Source organism: Flavobacterium daemonense, assembly GCF_007341385.1.
GTDB classification, from domain to species: domain Bacteria; phylum Bacteroidota; class Bacteroidia; order Flavobacteriales; family Flavobacteriaceae; genus Flavobacterium; species Flavobacterium daemonense.
Genome location: NZ_VJYD01000012.1, coordinates 96,013 through 112,564 on the forward strand (window position 1 = coordinate 96,013; position 16,552 = coordinate 112,564).

The window sequence follows — 16,552 nt, forward strand, 5'->3', positions numbered from 1 at the left end:
TTTATTTAATAAAAAAAATGGGAATATTTAATAGGTATATTTTTATATTTGATTAATTAATTTAACCGCACAAAAAAATCAAATTAGGATGAAGAAAATTATTTTATCTGCTCTTGTAGTTATGGCATTTAGTTTTGCAAATGCTCAAGCAACGGGAAGTAGATTTGGGATTAAAGGAGGTGTTAATTTTCCAAATAGCTCTGGTGACTCCCATGAAAATGAAACTTTAATAGGGTATCAGGTTGGTGTTTTTTCGGAAATTAAAACAGATGAAAAATTTGCTATTCAACCTGAACTTTTATACTCAACTCACGGAGTGAAAAATGAATTTATAAAGGATGGTATAGCTTACAATGATGATATTAAATTGGCTTATTTGAATTTGCCTATTTTGGCTAAATATTTCGTTATTGATGGATTAAATGTTCAGGCAGGTCCGCAAATTGGTTTTTTAATGCATGCCGAAGAAAATGGTATAAACATTACGGATCATGTTAAAACTGTCGATTTTGGTTTGGCTTTTGGTATTGGTTATAATTTTCTGGAATATTGTTCTGTAGATCTCCGTTATAACATAGGTTTGTCAAATGCCGTGGATTTTCATATTGAAGATGATAGTTATAAAATTAAAAACAATGTGTTTTCTTTAGCTTTTGGATATAAATTAAATTGAATATTTAATAATTGTAAAACCTTTCTTCTTTGAGAAAGGTTTTTTTATCTCATTGTATGAAATATTTTTACGTCTAAAAATGTTTACTTTGTAACTATGAATTGGAACCGATATATAAAAGATTATCAATCGTATTTGCGAATCGAACGCGGTTTGTCTAAAAATACAATTGATAATTATGGCTTTGATATAGAACGTTTATGTCTTTTTTTGGAACAAAATAAAATAGAGGTTTCGCCGCTAAAAATTTCAGATGAAACTTTGCAGCAGTTTATTTATTCGGTAGCAAAAGAGGTGAATCCACGTTCGCAGGCAAGAATAATTTCGGGCATAAAAAGTTTTTTTAATTATTTGATTTTTGAAGACTATCGAAATGATAATCCTTTGGAATTAATCGAGAGTCCAAAAACTGGACGAAAACTTCCGGACACTTTATCTGTTGATGAAATCGATGCACTTATCGCAGCAATTGATTTAAGTTCGAATGAAGGAGAACGAAACAGAGCAATGTTGGAGACTTTATACGGCTGCGGGCTTCGCGTCTCGGAATTGGTTACATTAAAAATTTCAGATTTGTTTTTTGACGAAGGTTTTATAAAAATTACCGGAAAAGGAAACAAAGAGCGTTTCGTGCCTATTGGCAAATTGACGAAAAAATATATCGAGATTTATAAAGATGAGGTACGTCCGCATTTAAATGTTAAAAAAGGATGCGAGGATACTTTGTTTCTAAACCGAAGAGGAAATCAGCTTACGCGTGCTATGATTTTTACTATTATAAAAGATTTGGCCGTCAAAATTGGTCTTCATAAAAATATTAGTCCACATACGCTCCGACATTCATTTGCGACACATCTTTTAGAAAATGGTGCCGACTTGAGATCTATTCAATTAATGTTGGGACATGAATCCATCACGACAACTGAAATTTATGTGCATTTGGACCGAAGTTTTTTAAAAGAAGTGATGCATTCTTTTCATCCTCGACGTTAATTTTTTTCGCCCAAAAGTTAAATTTTATCTCAAAAATTAATATATTGTATGATAATTTCTACTAAAAGCAAATAAAATCGACGAACTGCACGTTTCTCGATTTTTGAGGTTAAAATAGACCCAATTTGCATAAATGTTATTATATGGTTTTTGATTTATATGGAAATGAAGATTGCCTGGAGGTGAATAATTTTTACAAAAAATTGTTGGCTGAAATGCCTGATTTACTTTTTCAGTTTGTAATCGATAACAATAATAATTATTCCTTCCCGCTCGTCAGTAAATCTGCCGATGAGATTTTTGAAATTTCAGCAAAAGAATTTACAAATGACATCAAATTCATTATTTACGATAGAATATTTCCGCAGGATCGAGATTTGTTTTTTCAATCATTGGTTAAAGCCCGAAAGGAAATAAAACCTTGGGAATTGGAGTTTAGAGCAGTTTTGCCTAAAAAAGGGCTTCGCTGGTTTAAAGTGGCTTCAAAAACTGAGTTGTCTCCAAATGGGAGTGTGAGTTTTTTTGGCCATGTTTCTGATATTACAGATTTGAAAGATAAAGAAGAACGACTGCGCATTTCTGAGGAACGTTTTCAATTTGCATTGGACGCTTCTACAGTTGGAATTTGGGATTGGGATATGGTGACAAATCAGGTTTTTTATTCGTCTCTTTCTCTTAAAATTTTGGAATTAGAATCTACTGATATTTTTGATGATCCTGAGCGATGGGATAAAATTGTTCATCCAGACGATTTGCCAAAGTATTATTCGGATATTCACGAGCATTTTGACAATAAAATTCCGTATTACGAGAATTACCATCGTGTAATGACTTCAAGCGGAAATTATAAATGGATTCTGGATCGTGGAAAAGTTATAAAACGCGACGAAAACGGAAAACCTCTGCGAGTTATAGGAACACACACAGATGTTTCTTTGCAGAAAGAAAAAGAACTCGAACTTTTAAAAACCATGAAATTGTATAGCGATCAAAACAGCCGCTTACTGAATTTTTCGCATATAGTTTCACATAATTTGAACACGCAGGCTGGCAATATTAAATCAATATTGGATTTTATTGATGCCGATGTTGACAAGCAAACTGTAAGCGAAATGTTGGTTCATTTAAGAACGGTTTCAAATGATTTGAATGATACAATTTCGAATTTGACTCAAATTGTAAAAACACAAAGCAATATAAATATTGCTGTCGTTCCTTTAAAACTGTGTGAATACATTGAAAAAACAATTGCCACAATAAAAGGCTTTGACAAACAAAAACATGTGACGATTGTAAATAATGTTCCTAATTATTTGACGATCAATTTTAATCCCGCTTATCTTGAAAGTGTTTTGCTGAATTTTACAACAAATGCGATTAAATATGCGCACCCAGATCGTGATCCTTTAATTGTTTTTGATTTTGCGATTGAACCAGATGGTTATAAATCATTAAAAATTACTGACAATGGCCTTGGGATCGATTTAGCGGTTCATGGCGATCTTTTATTCGGAATGTATAAAACATTTCATAAACATGAAGATGCACGCGGAATTGGTCTTTATATCACCCGAAATCAGATTGAAGCGATGAAAGGAACTATTCAAGTCGAAAGTGAAGTAGGAGTAGGAACTAGTTTTAAAATTATATTTGGAGATCTATAATTCGTTTTTAGCGAAATATAAATAAAAAAACAAAGGCTATCTGAAAAGATAGCCTTTGTTTTTTTATTTAAAGAGAAATTACTTAGCGATATTAACTGCTCTTGTTTCTCTAATTACAGTTACTTTTACTTGACCTGGATAAGTCATTTCTGTTTGAATTTTTTGTGAAATTTCAAATGATAGGTTTGCAGCATTATCATCAGAAACTTTTTCACTTTCTACAATTACACGAAGTTCTCTACCAGCCTGAATTGCATATGCATTTTTTACACCACTGAATCCGTAAGCAACATCTTCAAGATCTTTCAAACGTTGGATGTATGAATCTAATACTTGACGTCTAGCGCCTGGACGTGCTCCAGAAATAGCATCACAAACCTGAATAATTGGAGATAATAATGATTTCATTTCGATCTCGTCGTGGTGAGCTCCAATTGCGTTGCAAACCTCTTCTTTCTCACCATATTTTTCAGCCCATTGCATACCTAATAATGCGTGTGGTAAATCACTTTCTGTATCTGGCACTTTACCAATATCGTGCAATAAACCTGCTCTTTTAGCTAGTTTTACGTTTAATCCTAATTCTGCAGCCATGATACCACAAAGTTTAGAAACTTCTCTAGAGTGTTGCAATAAGTTTTGTCCGTACGAAGAACGGTACTTCATTCTACCTACAACTTTAATCAATTCAGGATGCAATCCGTGAATTCCTAAGTCGATTACAGTACGTTTACCAACTTCGATAATTTCGTCGTCAATTTGTTTCGCTGTTTTTGCAACAACTTCCTCGATTCTTGCAGGGTGAATACGTCCGTCAGTTACTAATTTGTGTAAAGATAAACGTGCGATTTCTCTTCGAACCGGATCAAAACAAGAAAGGATAATTGCTTCTGGGGTATCATCAACAATAATTTCAACTCCTGTCGCAGCTTCTAAAGCTCTAATATTACGTCCTTCACGACCAATAATTCTACCTTTTACATCGTCAGATTCAATGTTAAAAACAGAAACGCAATTTTCAACTGCTTCCTCTGTACCAACTCTTTGAATAGTATTGATGATGATTTTTTTAGCTTCTTGCTGTGCAGTAAGTTTAGCTTCTTCAATTGTATCTTGAATATGCGACATAGCCTTGCTTTTAGCTTCGGCTTTTAATCCTTCAACTAATTGTTCTTTTGCTTCTTCTGCAGAAAGTCCTGAAATTACTTCTAACTGTTGTAGCTGACTTTTGTGAAGTTTGTCAACTTCAGCTTGTTTTTTATCTAAAACCTCAATTTTATTGTTGTATTCTTGAGTTTTAGCTTCAAAATCGTCGTTTACTTTTTTAGCTTTAGAAAGTTCATTTGAAACCTGAGATTCTTTATCGCGCACGCGTTTCTCTACTTCAGCTACTTTTTTGTCTCTAGCTAAAATAACTTGTTCGTGCTCTGATTTTAATTCGATAAAACGCTCCTTTGCTTGAAGAATTTTGTCTTTTTTAATATTTTCAGCTTCTAAATTGGCATCTTTTAAAATAGAAGCGGCCTCTTTTTTAGCGTTTTTGATTAGATTAGAAATATTGCTTTTTTCGATGATTTTAGCAATTGCAAAACCTACTGCAATCCCCACAATCCCTGAAATAATGATCGTTATTATGTCCATGTTTGTTAAAATTTATATATAAAAAAAGCCTACATTAATTGCTTGTATAAACTCGTAAAGACAAGTTTTGAGCTAACTCACTGTTCAAGTTTCCCAGCCAAAAGGAGGGCATACTATAGTAGTGACGATTCGCTCATTCTAAATTGTTAGTGTTGAGTTTACCAAATGTGAACTAATGTAGGCAGTATCTTAGTTTCTGTAAAGAACGTTTAATTTTCGAGATATTGATCTAATAGCGAATTTAATTTTTTAATTCGTTCGATGGTTTCTTCGCCATCTATTGCGTTATCAATTTGTTTTTGTTCAACTTGTGATGCAAATTGCAATGCACACATAGCCAATACATCTTGTTTGTCACGAACTGCGTAATTTTCTTCGAATTGCTTAATCATGGCATCAATTTTCTTAGAAGCACTTCTAAGTCCTTCTTCCTGAGCTGGTTCAACCGTTAAAGGGTAAACTCTGTCTGCAATTGATATTTTGATTCTAAGCTTTCCGTCCATGTTTTACTAATCTGATAGTTGTGCTATACAGTAATCAATTTCGCGAATTAATGAATTTATTTTAAGCTTTGTCTCTCTCTTGTTATTGTCGCTGCCGAGCAACGAATTGGCTATTTTAAGTGTTTCATATTGCTTCTTCAAAGCTTCAATTTCTTCAGATTGTTTCTGGATAATTTGCACAGCTTTGGCTAATTCTAATTGTAATACCTGATTGTTTTTCTCCAAACCTTTTGATTTCTCAAAAAGCTTCTCGACTTTATATTCAAGAGTATCAATTATTTCGGCAATTACACTCATTATAAATCCTATTCATTACTTAATCATACAAAGTTAGTATTCCTTTTTATTAATGCAATTTTTTCTCGATTTTTTTGCAGTTAAAATAATCAAATAGATGAAATTCAGTTAATTGTATTTTTGTAGCGAAATACTCGGATTTTGCCTCTTATTTTTTTACCTTAGCAAAAATGTTGCTTATGAGATTTTCACTATACACCCTTTTATTTTGTCACTTTATATTTGCTCAGACGCAGTATCCTAAAGATTATTTTCGCGCTCCGCTAGATATTCCTATGCAACTTTCTGGGAATTTTGGCGAGCTTAGACCAAATCATTTCCACGCTGGTTTTGATTTGAAAACCAACCAAAGAGAAGGTTTAAATGTATATGCAGTTGCCGATGGATACATTTCTAGAATCAAGATTTCTACTTTTGGAAATGGAAAATGCATTTACATCACACATCCAAATGGCTATACGTCTGTCTATGGACATTTGCAGACTGCCATTGGCCCGATTCAAGATTATATTCAAAAAACACATTATAAAGAAAAAGCTTTCGAGATTGAAATGTTTCCAAAGCCGAATGAGTTGCCTGTCACAAAAGGACAATTAATTGCACTTTCCGGAAACACGGGATCTTCTGAAGGGCCACATTTGCATTTCGAAATTCGTGATACAAAATCGGAATTTGTCATTAATCCAATGTTTTTTGGATTTGATAAAAATATTAAAGACACAAAAAAGCCTTCGGTTTCAAGTCTTTTGGTTTATCCGATGGAAAATACGGTTGTAAATCAGTCAAAACAACCCATAATGGTCAATATGTCGCTTCAAAAAGACGGTACTTATCTTGCTGGGAAAGTGAAAGCGAACGGGAAAATTGGTTTCGGAATTTCAGCTGTTGATTTTGATGATGTTTCGGGAAACAAAAATGGAGTTTTTAATGTTTCAACGTTCGTAAACGGAAATCAGAATTACAATTATCAATTCAATACGTATTCATTTGATGAAATGCGATATGTAAATGCATTAATTGATTATCCAAGATATAAAAAATCAGGACAGCGCGTGCAAAAGCTTTTTATGAAAACGCCATATGCTCTGAGTATCATTAAAACTGATTCTTTGCGCGGAATTGTAGTTGTTGATCCTAATTTGGCCTCGACCTATAGAATTGAGGTTTCTGATTATTACGGAAATTTGAGTTCGATTACAGTTCCAATTGAATACGATACGGCGACTCCAGTTGTAAAAGAAGAGCCAATTGTTTCAAAATATTTTATTAGAGCAAACAGAGATGCAAATTTTGAAAAAGATAATATGTCTGTGTTTTTTCCTGCGGGGACTTTTTACGATGATTTCAACATGAATTTCGATGTGAAAAATAATAAAGTTTATGTTCACGAAGATGTAATTCCGGTACATTCTAATTTTACGATTACAATTAAAGATGATTCTTATGAGGAAGCTTTAAGAGACAAACTTTTTATTGGAAGAGTAGGAAGTTATAATGGAACTACCAGAAAGGGCGATGTTTTTACGGCAAAATCTAAAACATTAGGTCAATTCGGATTGGTTTTAGACACGATTGCGCCAAAAATTTCGATTACAAAATCTATTCAAGACAAATGGATAAGCGATGTAAAAAAAATACAGTTTACAATCAGCGATTCAATATCTGGAATAAAATCGTATAACGGTTATTTAAACGGCGATTGGGTTTTATTTGAATATGATAACAAAACCAGAAAAATTACTCATACTTTTGATGATGCCTTATTGGCTGAAGGTGCAAATGATTTAAAAATTGAAGTGACAGATAATGTTGGAAATACAGCAGTGTTTGAAACTCATTTTTTTAGGAGTCAACAAAAATAAAATCAAAACGTTTGAATACTTATAAGTTAATACTTGTTTTCTTTTTTTTATGCATTGGCCCCATGTCAATCGCTCAAAACGCACATGTTAAAGGTGTTATTTTAGATACTGAAAATCGTCCGGTGGCTGATGTTAATATTAGCTGTTTAGGAACTGTTGTTCAGTCAGATTCAAATGGTGCTTTTGATATCGAATTGCCTCCAAATAAAAAAGTGTCGCTGATTTTTACTCATATTGCGTTGAAAATGTTGAGCTTGACAGTAAGCTTAAAACCCAATGAAATTTTCCTTTTTAATCCGGTAATGAATAATTCGGAGGAACAAATGGGTGAAGTTTTTGTTTCTTCCAAAAATAAAAAGCGTGTTCAAGGTATTGTTACCGTTGAGCCCGAAACTATTAAAAAGATTCCCGGTGCAAATGCCGGAATTGAAAATATTCTGAAAACTTTGCCGGGCGTAAATTCAAACAATGAATTGAGCACACAATACGCAGTTCGTGGTGGCAATTACGACGAAAATTTAGTTTATGTCAATGAAGTCGAGGTTTACCGTCCTTTTTTAATTCGTTCAGGGCAACAAGAAGGTTTAAGTTTTACGAATACTGATTTGGTTCAGAATGTTGATTTTTCCGCGGGAGGGTTTCAGGCTAAATTTGGCGATAAGCTTTCTTCGGTTTTAGATATTACGTATCGAAAACCAACTCAGTTTGGTGCAGCTTTCGAAGCAAGTTTCTTGGGTGGAAGCGCTGCCGTTGATCTTGTTTCTAAAAACAAAAAATGGTCTGCGGTGACTGGAATTCGTTATCGAAATAATAGTTTGTTACTAAATAGTCAGGATACTGAAACCAATTACACTCCTGTTTTTGCAGATATTCAGACGAATATAAATTATGATATTTCTGAAAAATGGCAAATGAGTTTTTTGGGGAATATTTCGCAGAATAAATACTCCTACCAACCATTAACGCGTCAAACTAATTTTGGTACAATCGATCAACCAATGGCTTTGACGGTTTATTATGATGGGCCAGAAAAAGACAAGTACGAAACCTATTTTGGAGCTTTAAAAACGACATATAAAGCTTTACCAAGTCTTACTTTTAAAGTGATTGGATCACTTTTTCATACCACAGAACAGGAACATTTTGATATTTTGGCACAATATCGTTTAGGAAATGTTGATGAAGATGGCAATTCAGAAAATATTGATTTTACGCGTGGTATTGGTTCACAGCTGAATCATGCGCGAAATGATCTCGATGCATTAATCGCTAATGCCGAGATTAAAGGTTTTAAAGAATGGATGAACGACAGCCAACTGGAATTTGGTCTAAAATATACCAGAGAATCCATTCGAGACCGCGTAGTCGAGTGGGAGGTAATCGATTCGGCAGGTTTTTCTATTAACCCGCCATTAGTAATTTTACCTAAAAATAATGAACCATACCAGCCTTACACAGGACCGTTACTGCCATATCAGGATATTCGGGCAACCAATTATAATACTATAAACAGACTTTCAGGTTATACACAATTCAATAAAAAGACAGCAATTGGTTCAAGTACAGTTTGGTATCATCTTGGAGTGCGTTTTCAAAGTTGGACTGTTTCTGGAGCTTCGGTTGAAGGAAAAATGCAGACTGTTGTGAGTCCACGTGCTCAATTTGCCATTCAGCCCAATTGGGACATGGATATGGTTTTTAGGATTTCTGGTGGATTGTACCATCAGCCACCTTTTTACAGAGAACTTAGAGATTTAGACGGAGTTGTAAATCCGAATGTAAAAGCACAGGAATCTATGCATGTTGTTTTAGGGAATGATTATAATTTTAAAATGTGGAATCGTCCTTTTAAATGGGTGACGGAATTGTATTATAAATCACTTTCAGATGTAAATGTATATTCGATTGATAATGTCAGAATTCGTTACGTAGCTAACAATAACGCAAAAGCATATGCGCAAGGTCTTGATTTCAGGCTGAATGGAGAATTTGTTCCGGGAACGGAATCGTGGGTAAGTTTTGGATATATGAAAACCGAGGAAAATTATGAAAATAAAGGATACATCGCGAGACCAACAGATCAACGTTTAAAATTTGCGATGCTTTTTCAGGATTATATGCCAAATATTCCGAGCGTAAAATTGTATCTTAATTTAGTTTACAATACCGGTTTGCCTGGCGGATCTCCAGCATATTCTGATCCTTATTTGTATCAAAACAGATTAAATGATTATAGAAGGGCAGATGTAGGTTTTGCAAAAGTTTTTGTTGACAGCAGTACAAAAGTTGCCAAAGCAAAATGGCTGAAGGATTTTAAGGAATTATCAGTTGGTCTTGAAATTTTTAATCTTTTCAATAATCAAAACGCAATTACAAATACTTGGGTTCGCGATGTGTATTCAAAAAATGAGTATGCGATTCCAAATTACATGACTTCGAGAGTTTTTAATATAAAATTGAATGCAAGGCTGTAAGTTTACTAAAATTCAATAAAACCAAAATTTACAATCAAAAATAGTATATTTGATATTCTAATATAATTGCCATAAATGAAAAACTATCTAAAATATATCGCCTTAGTAATTATCGGAACTACAGTGGGTTGTAAGGACGAAGTGCAGAAGCCGAAAGTAATTTATGATGCTTCAAACAAAGCAAGTGTGGTTGCCAAAACGGATTCTACTCAAATTGAAGTAGCAGATTTGCCAATTCAGATGGAAGGAACAAATTATTTAATTCATCCAGTTGGTGATTTGAGAGTTTATGAAAAAGGAACAAAAGCACGTTACGGTTCTTCAAGTGTGAACGATGTAAGTTTCACGATTTCTAATTTAGGAGAATATGAAATTACGGGATATTTGCAGAATTTAAAATTCCAAAAAGTGGATTCAGATTCTATCAGACCTTTATCAGATAAACCAATTTTAATTTTAACGGCGACTTATTTGAAGACAGTAGCAGATAAAACTCAGAATAAAGTAATGGTTTACACCTTAACCGATTCTGATACCAATAAAGACGGAAAAATTGATACTGGAGATATTAAAACTTTGTATCTAAGTAATATCAGCGGGGAAAATTTCACTAAAGTTTCAGCAGATCTTCAGGAATTGGTGGACTGGAGTTTAATCGAATCAAAAAATCGCATATATTTCAGAACAATTGAAGATACCAACCAAAACGGTCAATTCGATAAAAATGATGTTCTGCATTATAATTATATAGATTTAGCTTCTAAAAAATGGGAGGTTAAAGCTTACAAGCCTATCTAAGTTGCTAAGATTCTGAGATGCTAAGGTTCTAAGTTTTTCAAAACCTTTGAAAGCAAAAAAAAACAAAAACCGTTTTAAAAAAAAAAGCATTTTTTAAAACGGCTTTTTTGTAAAGAATAAAAATCCTTTTAATCTGTATAATCTGCGGCTAAAAAAAAACTTAGAATCTTAGCATCTAAGAATCTCAGAACCTTAGATCAATATATCGCTTTCAAGGTCAGATTTTTCGATTTCGAAACCAAAGTCCAAGCGTTCCACCAATTCGATTACCAGTTTTTTGTACCAGTTTTCAGATTTTGGATGAATGTAGATTTTCTCAATTAATTGATTGATATCGACATTGATTTTTAATCCGTCATTCAGTTTTATGGTGCTTTTCGTAGTATCAGTAATAATGCGCACTTCACGTTCGTACTGAAAACTTTTTCTTTTGAATAAAAACGGAAAGAATAAATCATCAAACGGAATATATTCTTTTTTGTAATCGATATAATTTACTTCGCCAATATATTGATCAAAATTATTTTCGGGATTTAATGCTTTTTGCAATCTTCCTATTGTAGATTGAATTGCTAAACCTTCGCTATTTTGAGTAAAAATCTGCCACATTGCAAACGATTCATATTCGTTGATGTGCCAACTGCTTATGGCAACCTGCTCGCGATGAGTTTTGTAATAATTCAAAAAGTCAGGATTATCTACTGCTAATTTTTTGATTTCTTCATAAGTAGGTTCACTGAAAGTGCCTTCGTATTGATCTTCAAATTTGTCTGACCGCGACATGAATAATTTCTTAGAAAGCAATAAATCCAGAAATTTAGATAAATCAAGATATTTCCAAACTACAGTGTCAGGATCTTCGGGAAGTTTTATATTCGGATTTTTTAGGTACATTTTATAGAGATTATTCAAAAACTACCTAAAGTTAAAAAAATAAACACAGATTAAAGAAATAAAAATTAGTTTTAATATTTCCTTAATCTGTGTAGATCAACTTGGTTTTTGCTTTTAAAAATTACGATTCAAAAGACTGCATCGTAACTAGTTTGTTATAAGTTCCGTTGAGGGTGATTAATTCATCGTGTGTTCCCTGTTCAACGATTTTTCCTTTTTGCATGACCACAATCACATCTGCTTTTTGGATTGTTGAAAGTCGGTGTGCAATTACGATTGAAGTTCTGTTCTGCATCATATTTTCAAGCGCAATTTGAACAAATTTTTCGCTTTCAGTATCCAATGCAGAAGTAGCTTCATCCAAAATCATAATCGGAGGATTTTTCAATACTGCACGAGCAATAGACAAACGTTGTTTTTGTCCGCCCGAAAGTTTGTTTCCGCTGTCGCCAATGTTCGTGTAAATCCCTTTCGGAAGATCTTTCACAAATTCATAAGCATTAGCAATTTTTAAAGCTTCGATGATTTCATCATCAGTAGCATCTAATTTTCCTAAAGCGATATTGGCTTTAATGGTGTCATTGAATAAAATGCTGTCTTGAGTTACCAATCCCATTAAACTGCGAAGCGACTGCAAGTTCATGTCTTTGATGTTGATTCCGTCAATTGAAATTGTACCTTCATTTACATCATAAAAACGCGTCAATAAATTGGCAATTGTACTTTTTCCGCTTCCGGATTGTCCAACAAGAGCAACAGTTTGTCCTTTTTTGATTTCAAGTGAAAAATCTTTTAAAACATTTTCCTCTTCATACTTAAAGTTGATGTGTTGAATGCTTATGTTATTGTCAAAAGTGGTTTTTTCAACTGCATTTTCTTTAGAAACAATAGTGTTTTCTTGGTCTAAAACTTCCAAAACACGTTCTGCTGCGGCATTTCCTCTTTTTACTCCATATGAAGCTTTAGAAATTGCTTTTGCAGGAGTTAGAATATTGTAGGCTAATCCCATGTAGGCAATAAAAGCAGCGCCTTCTAATGTTTTGTCAATTAACACCATTTGACCACCGTACCAAAGCAAAATGGCAATTACTGTAATTCCCATAAATTCACTTGCAGGAGATGCTAAGTTCTGGCGATTTCCAATGCTGTTTGACAATTTGAAAAAACGTTCTGTAGAACTCTGGAATACGCCATTAAAATAGTTTTCAGAATTGTAGCCCTTAACAACTTTTAATCCTCCAATTGTTTCTTCTATTGTCGATAAAAAAGTTCCCTGTTCTTGTTGTGCTTTTGTTGACTGTTTTTTTAATTGCTTTCCGATTAATGAAATAATGTATCCAGAAACAGGAATGAAAATAAAGACAAATAAAGTTAGTTTCGCACTAATGATCAACATGGCAATAATTGTAAAAACAATTGTCAAAGGTTCTTTTACGATAAGCTCTAAAATTGCCAAAAGCGAAGTCTGGACCTCGTTTACGTCACCAGAAATTCGGGAAATAACATCGCCTTTTCTTTTTTCTGAATAAAAAGCTAAAGGCAATTCTAATGTTTTTTTATACAATGCATTTCGCATGTCTCTCAAAACTCCATTTCTTAAAAAGTTAATGAAAAACATTGCCAAATAATCAGCTAGATTTTTTAGAAGAAAAATCGAAATTATTATTCCAACCATCACAGACAGAATAAAACCCGGATTATTTGGGTCGTTATTTTTTGTAATATAATAGTTAAGATAGTTTTCTCCGTATTCTTTTATATGTGTTATTCCTTCATATGGAGGCATCGTGGTAAGTCTTTTACTTTTTCCAAACAACACCTGCAGCATCGGAATCAATGCCATGAATGAAAGTGTACTGAAAAGTGCATACAAAACATTGAAAAAGATGTTTAGCAACGCATATTTTTTATACGGATAGATAAAAGGAACTATTTTTTTGAAATTACTCATTTTTTATTTATGTTATTTTCTGCAATGGCAATCGCTCTTTCGAGTTTTTCGAGCAATAATTTTTTTTCTGGTAATTGGGTTAAATATGCTGAAACTTTGATTTGTTCATCATTGTCGAGCATTAAGTAATTGATTTGTTCAGGAGATTTTTCACTGCACAAAATTAATCCAATTGGTTTGTTTTCGCCTTCTTTTTGTTCGTTTTTCTCTAACCAGCGCAAATAAAGTTCCATTTGACCTTTATAAGCAGCTTTAAATTTCCCGAGTTTTAAGTCAATAGCAACCAATCGACGAAGACCACGATGATAAAAAAGCAAATCGATATAAAAATCTTCATCATCGATTATTATTCTTTTTTGTCGGGCAAGAAAAGCAAATTCACTGCCCATTTCGGTAATGAAATTTTGGAGTTGAGCTAGGATGGTACTTTCTAAATCTTTTTCAGAATAGCTGTCATGTAATCCTAGAAAGTCTAAGAAATAAGGATCGCGAAAAGTCAAATCGGCGGTAATTTGTTTTTCGTTTTTTAATAAAGCTAAATCTTTAATTATGGTTTCTTCTGATTTTTTGCTAATAGCGGTTCTTTCAAAAAGCATGCTGTCAATACGTTCCTGTAAAGTTCGTACGCTCCAGTGTTCATGAATACTCATTTGAATGTAGAATTCACGTTTTATGTCGTTTTCTATATAAATTAGATTTCGAATATGAGACCAACTCAATTTTGCACACATTGTGTGCAAAATTGTAAAGTCTTCAATTGTAGTGTTTAGTTTAACAAAACTCTGGAGATTTCTTTTGTTAAATCCAACTCCATATTTATTTGTTAAAGCAATACTTAACGCTGGAATTATTTTTTTTCCATAATCTGCTCTATCATTTTTTAGAATTTCATCATTTATGTTTTTTCCGATTTTCCAATATAAGAGCGTTAATTCTTGGTTGACTGTTTTGGCAACAAAATGACGGGTTTGATCTATTAGGTCAGTTATTGAATCTAATAGTTCAGATTTGTCATTTGTGTCAAGTTTGTCACTCATTTTATTATTTCAATTGCATATCAGCAATAATATTCTGTATTTTTTCGTCTAAGAATTTTTCTGCTTCATCAAATTCTGAAACCGATTCGATTGCAGCATTTACGCTGATATAGAATTTGATTTTTGGCTCAGTTCCGCTTGGTCTTGCACAAATTTTAGATCCGTCTTCAGTATAATAAATCAACACATTCGATTTCGGAATATCCATTGTGGATTCTTCGCCGGTCAATAAATTTAAAGCAATTGATGACTGATAATCTTCAACCATGATAACTCTTTGTCCGTTGATTTCTTTCAAAGGATTTTTACGAAGGTTGATCATCATTTGGTTGATTTCTTCCAATCCTTCCATTCCTTTTTTAGTCAATGAAACTAAAAATTCTTTGTAAAAGCCATTTTCAACATAAAGCTGTAAAAGTTCTTTGTAAACAGAACTTCCTGCTGCTTTTGCCTGAGCGGCAACTTCGCAGATCAATAAAGTTGCAGCAACGGCATCTTTATCTCTAACGGCATCACCAACCATAAAACCAAAGCTTTCTTCACCACCTCCAATAAATTGAAGTTCTGGAAAATCTTTGATCATTTTTGCAATCCATTTAAAACCAGTTAAGCCAACTTTGCATTCAACACCGTAGCTTGTTGCTAATTCCATAATCATTGGAGTCGATACGATTGTTGAACCTACGAATTGTTTTCCGTTGATTTTACCCGCTTTTTTCCATTGTTTCAATAAGAAAGAAGTCATCAAAACCATCGTCTGATTTCCGTTAAGCAAAATCAATTTGCCTTCGTTGTTTCTAACAGCAACACCTAAACGGTCGCAGTCAGGATCTGTCCCGACAACAATATCAGAGTTTGTTTTTTCTGCTAAAGCGACAGCCATGGCCAAAGCTTCAGGTTCTTCTGGATTTGGCGATTTTACTGTTGGGAAATCTCCATCCGGAACTGCTTGTTCAGGAACAATGTGAACATTTTTGTAGCCTGCCTGCGATAAAGTATCCGGAACCGATTTTATAGAAGTTCCGTGCAATGAAGTAAAAACAATTTGTAAGTTGTCTTTAGCTTCAGCCGGAGTATTGAAACTTGCATTTTCAATTGATGATTTTATAAAAGCTTTGTCAATATCAGTGTCAATATATTTAATCAGACTTTCGTTTGCATCAAATTTAATCTTGTCATAGCTTAAATTTTCAATAACATTAATAATTGCTGCATCTTGCGGAGGAACAATTTGGCCTCCATCTTGCCAATATACTTTGTAGCCATTGTATTCTGGCGGGTTGTGTGAAGCTGTTAAAACAATTCCGCATTGGCATCCTAAATATTTAAGTGCAAAAGATAATTCTGGAGTTGGTCTTAAGTCTGAAAACAAATAAACCTGAATTCCATTTGCAGAGAAAACATCAGCAACAACTTTTGCCAAAGTATTACTGTTATGACGGCAATCGTAAGCGATAACCACTTTTAAAGGCTCATTTGGGAAAACTTCATGTAAATAATTAGATAAACCCTGAGTGTTTTTTCCAAGTGTATATTTATTGATTCTGTTGTTTCCAACGCCCATTACACCACGCATTCCGCCAGTTCCAAATTCCAGATTTTTATAAAAACTTTCCTCAAGTTCTTTTGGCGAAGTTGTCATTAAATCTTTAACAGCCGCTTGTGTTTCTTTATCAAATGTTGGAGTTAACCATTCGTTTACAGCATTCAAAATATTAGGTGCTATATTCATCATTCGTTTATTTTTTGTTTAATTAAAGTAATA

General features: G+C 33.4%; 13 protein-coding genes. 6 read left to right on the plus strand and 7 right to left on the minus strand.

Annotated elements, in window-relative coordinates; all coding sequences use genetic code 11:
• Positions 1 to 88 precede the first annotated feature (88 nt).
• The 3 genes from FND99_RS15330 to FND99_RS15340 all read left to right on the plus strand — a co-directional run bounded on the left by FND99_RS15330 (position 89) and on the right by FND99_RS15340 (position 3,330).
• A complete protein-coding gene (locus FND99_RS15330) occupies positions 89 to 673 on the plus strand; it encodes a porin family protein (RefSeq protein ID WP_144338819.1) in 585 nt (194 codons plus the stop codon).
• A 96-nt stretch (positions 674 to 769) separates the two neighbouring features.
• Complete coding sequence (gene xerD / locus FND99_RS15335; protein WP_144338820.1) at positions 770 to 1,666, plus strand: site-specific tyrosine recombinase XerD; 897 nt, start codon at positions 770 to 772, stop codon at positions 1,664 to 1,666.
• A gap of 143 nt (positions 1,667 to 1,809) precedes the next feature.
• Complete coding sequence (locus FND99_RS15340) at positions 1,810 to 3,330, plus strand: PAS domain-containing sensor histidine kinase (RefSeq protein ID WP_144338821.1); 1,521 nt, start codon at positions 1,810 to 1,812, stop codon at positions 3,328 to 3,330.
• Positions 3,331 to 3,408: 78 nt separating this feature from the next.
• On the opposite strand, the gene rny is transcribed toward FND99_RS15340, so the two are convergent.
• The 3 genes from rny to FND99_RS15355 form a co-directional block, all read right to left on the minus strand.
• Positions 3,409 to 4,971 (minus strand): ribonuclease Y, encoded by a 1,563-nt coding sequence (rny, locus tag FND99_RS15345; protein WP_144338822.1) that lies wholly within the window; start codon positions 4,969 to 4,971, stop codon positions 3,409 to 3,411.
• 209 nt (positions 4,972 to 5,180) lie between these two features.
• Positions 5,181 to 5,474, minus strand: coding sequence for a cell division protein ZapA (locus tag FND99_RS15350; protein ID WP_144338823.1), 294 nt, complete (start codon positions 5,472 to 5,474; stop codon positions 5,181 to 5,183).
• Between the two features lie 6 nt (positions 5,475 to 5,480).
• The gene (locus tag FND99_RS15355; RefSeq protein ID WP_144338824.1) at positions 5,481 to 5,771 is read right to left on the minus strand and encodes a hypothetical protein; all 291 of its coding nucleotides are present in this window, start codon (positions 5,769 to 5,771) and stop codon (positions 5,481 to 5,483) included.
• 179 nt (positions 5,772 to 5,950) lie between these two features.
• Between FND99_RS15355 and FND99_RS15360 the strand changes: the two genes are divergently transcribed.
• The 3 genes from FND99_RS15360 to FND99_RS15370 all read left to right on the plus strand — a co-directional run bounded on the left by FND99_RS15360 (position 5,951) and on the right by FND99_RS15370 (position 10,905).
• Positions 5,951 to 7,633 carry a M23 family metallopeptidase gene (locus tag FND99_RS15360; protein ID WP_144338825.1) on the plus strand — a complete coding sequence of 561 codons (1,683 nt, stop codon included), beginning with the start codon at positions 5,951 to 5,953 and terminating at the stop codon, positions 7,631 to 7,633.
• Between the two features lie 62 nt (positions 7,634 to 7,695).
• Entirely contained in the window at positions 7,696 to 10,107 is a 2,412-nt protein-coding gene (locus tag FND99_RS15365) for a TonB-dependent receptor plug domain-containing protein (protein WP_144338826.1), read from the plus strand.
• A 75-nt stretch (positions 10,108 to 10,182) separates the two neighbouring features.
• The gene (locus FND99_RS15370; protein WP_144338827.1) at positions 10,183 to 10,905 is read left to right on the plus strand and encodes a hypothetical protein; all 723 of its coding nucleotides are present in this window, start codon (positions 10,183 to 10,185) and stop codon (positions 10,903 to 10,905) included.
• Positions 10,906 to 11,097: 192 nt separating this feature from the next.
• On the opposite strand, the gene FND99_RS15375 is transcribed toward FND99_RS15370, so the two are convergent.
• The 4 genes from FND99_RS15375 to FND99_RS15390 all read right to left on the minus strand — a co-directional run bounded on the left by FND99_RS15375 (position 11,098) and on the right by FND99_RS15390 (position 16,519).
• Positions 11,098 to 11,799 carry a DUF2971 domain-containing protein gene (locus tag FND99_RS15375; protein WP_144338828.1) on the minus strand — a complete coding sequence of 234 codons (702 nt, stop codon included), beginning with the start codon at positions 11,797 to 11,799 and terminating at the stop codon, positions 11,098 to 11,100.
• Positions 11,800 to 11,920: 121 nt separating this feature from the next.
• Positions 11,921 to 13,750 carry an ABC transporter ATP-binding protein gene (locus FND99_RS15380; protein WP_144338829.1) on the minus strand — a complete coding sequence of 610 codons (1,830 nt, stop codon included), beginning with the start codon at positions 13,748 to 13,750 and terminating at the stop codon, positions 11,921 to 11,923.
• Entirely contained in the window at positions 13,747 to 14,787 is a 1,041-nt protein-coding gene (locus FND99_RS15385; protein WP_144338830.1) for a PDDEXK nuclease domain-containing protein, read from the minus strand. Before FND99_RS15385 ends, FND99_RS15380 begins: the two co-directional genes overlap by 4 nt.
• Before the next feature lie 4 nt (positions 14,788 to 14,791).
• Positions 14,792 to 16,519 (minus strand): phospho-sugar mutase, encoded by a 1,728-nt coding sequence (locus FND99_RS15390; protein ID WP_144338890.1) that lies wholly within the window; start codon positions 16,517 to 16,519, stop codon positions 14,792 to 14,794.
• Positions 16,520 to 16,552: the final 33 nt, after the last annotated feature.

Excerpts from the sequence above, each read along its gene's own strand:
- FND99_RS15330 (WP_144338819.1), top strand. The coding sequence starts at position 89 with ATGAAGAAAATTATTTTATCTGCTCTTGTAGTTATGGCATTTAGTTTT.
- xerD (WP_144338820.1), top strand. The coding sequence starts at position 770 with ATGAATTGGAACCGATATATAAAAGATTATCAATCGTATTTGCGAATC.
- FND99_RS15340 (WP_144338821.1), top strand. The coding sequence starts at position 1,810 with ATGGTTTTTGATTTATATGGAAATGAAGATTGCCTGGAGGTGAATAAT.
- rny (WP_144338822.1), bottom strand. The coding sequence starts at position 4,971 with ATGGACATAATAACGATCATTATTTCAGGGATTGTGGGGATTGCAGTA.
- FND99_RS15350 (WP_144338823.1), bottom strand. The coding sequence starts at position 5,474 with ATGGACGGAAAGCTTAGAATCAAAATATCAATTGCAGACAGAGTTTAC.
- FND99_RS15355 (WP_144338824.1), bottom strand. The coding sequence starts at position 5,771 with ATGAGTGTAATTGCCGAAATAATTGATACTCTTGAATATAAAGTCGAG.
- FND99_RS15360 (WP_144338825.1), top strand. The coding sequence starts at position 5,951 with ATGAGATTTTCACTATACACCCTTTTATTTTGTCACTTTATATTTGCT.
- FND99_RS15365 (WP_144338826.1), top strand. The coding sequence starts at position 7,696 with ATGTCAATCGCTCAAAACGCACATGTTAAAGGTGTTATTTTAGATACT.
- FND99_RS15370 (WP_144338827.1), top strand. The coding sequence starts at position 10,183 with ATGAAAAACTATCTAAAATATATCGCCTTAGTAATTATCGGAACTACA.
- FND99_RS15375 (WP_144338828.1), bottom strand. The coding sequence starts at position 11,799 with ATGTACCTAAAAAATCCGAATATAAAACTTCCCGAAGATCCTGACACT.
- FND99_RS15380 (WP_144338829.1), bottom strand. The coding sequence starts at position 13,750 with ATGAGTAATTTCAAAAAAATAGTTCCTTTTATCTATCCGTATAAAAAA.
- FND99_RS15385 (WP_144338830.1), bottom strand. The coding sequence starts at position 14,787 with ATGAGTGACAAACTTGACACAAATGACAAATCTGAACTATTAGATTCA.
- FND99_RS15390 (WP_144338890.1), bottom strand. The coding sequence starts at position 16,519 with ATGAATATAGCACCTAATATTTTGAATGCTGTAAACGAATGGTTAACT.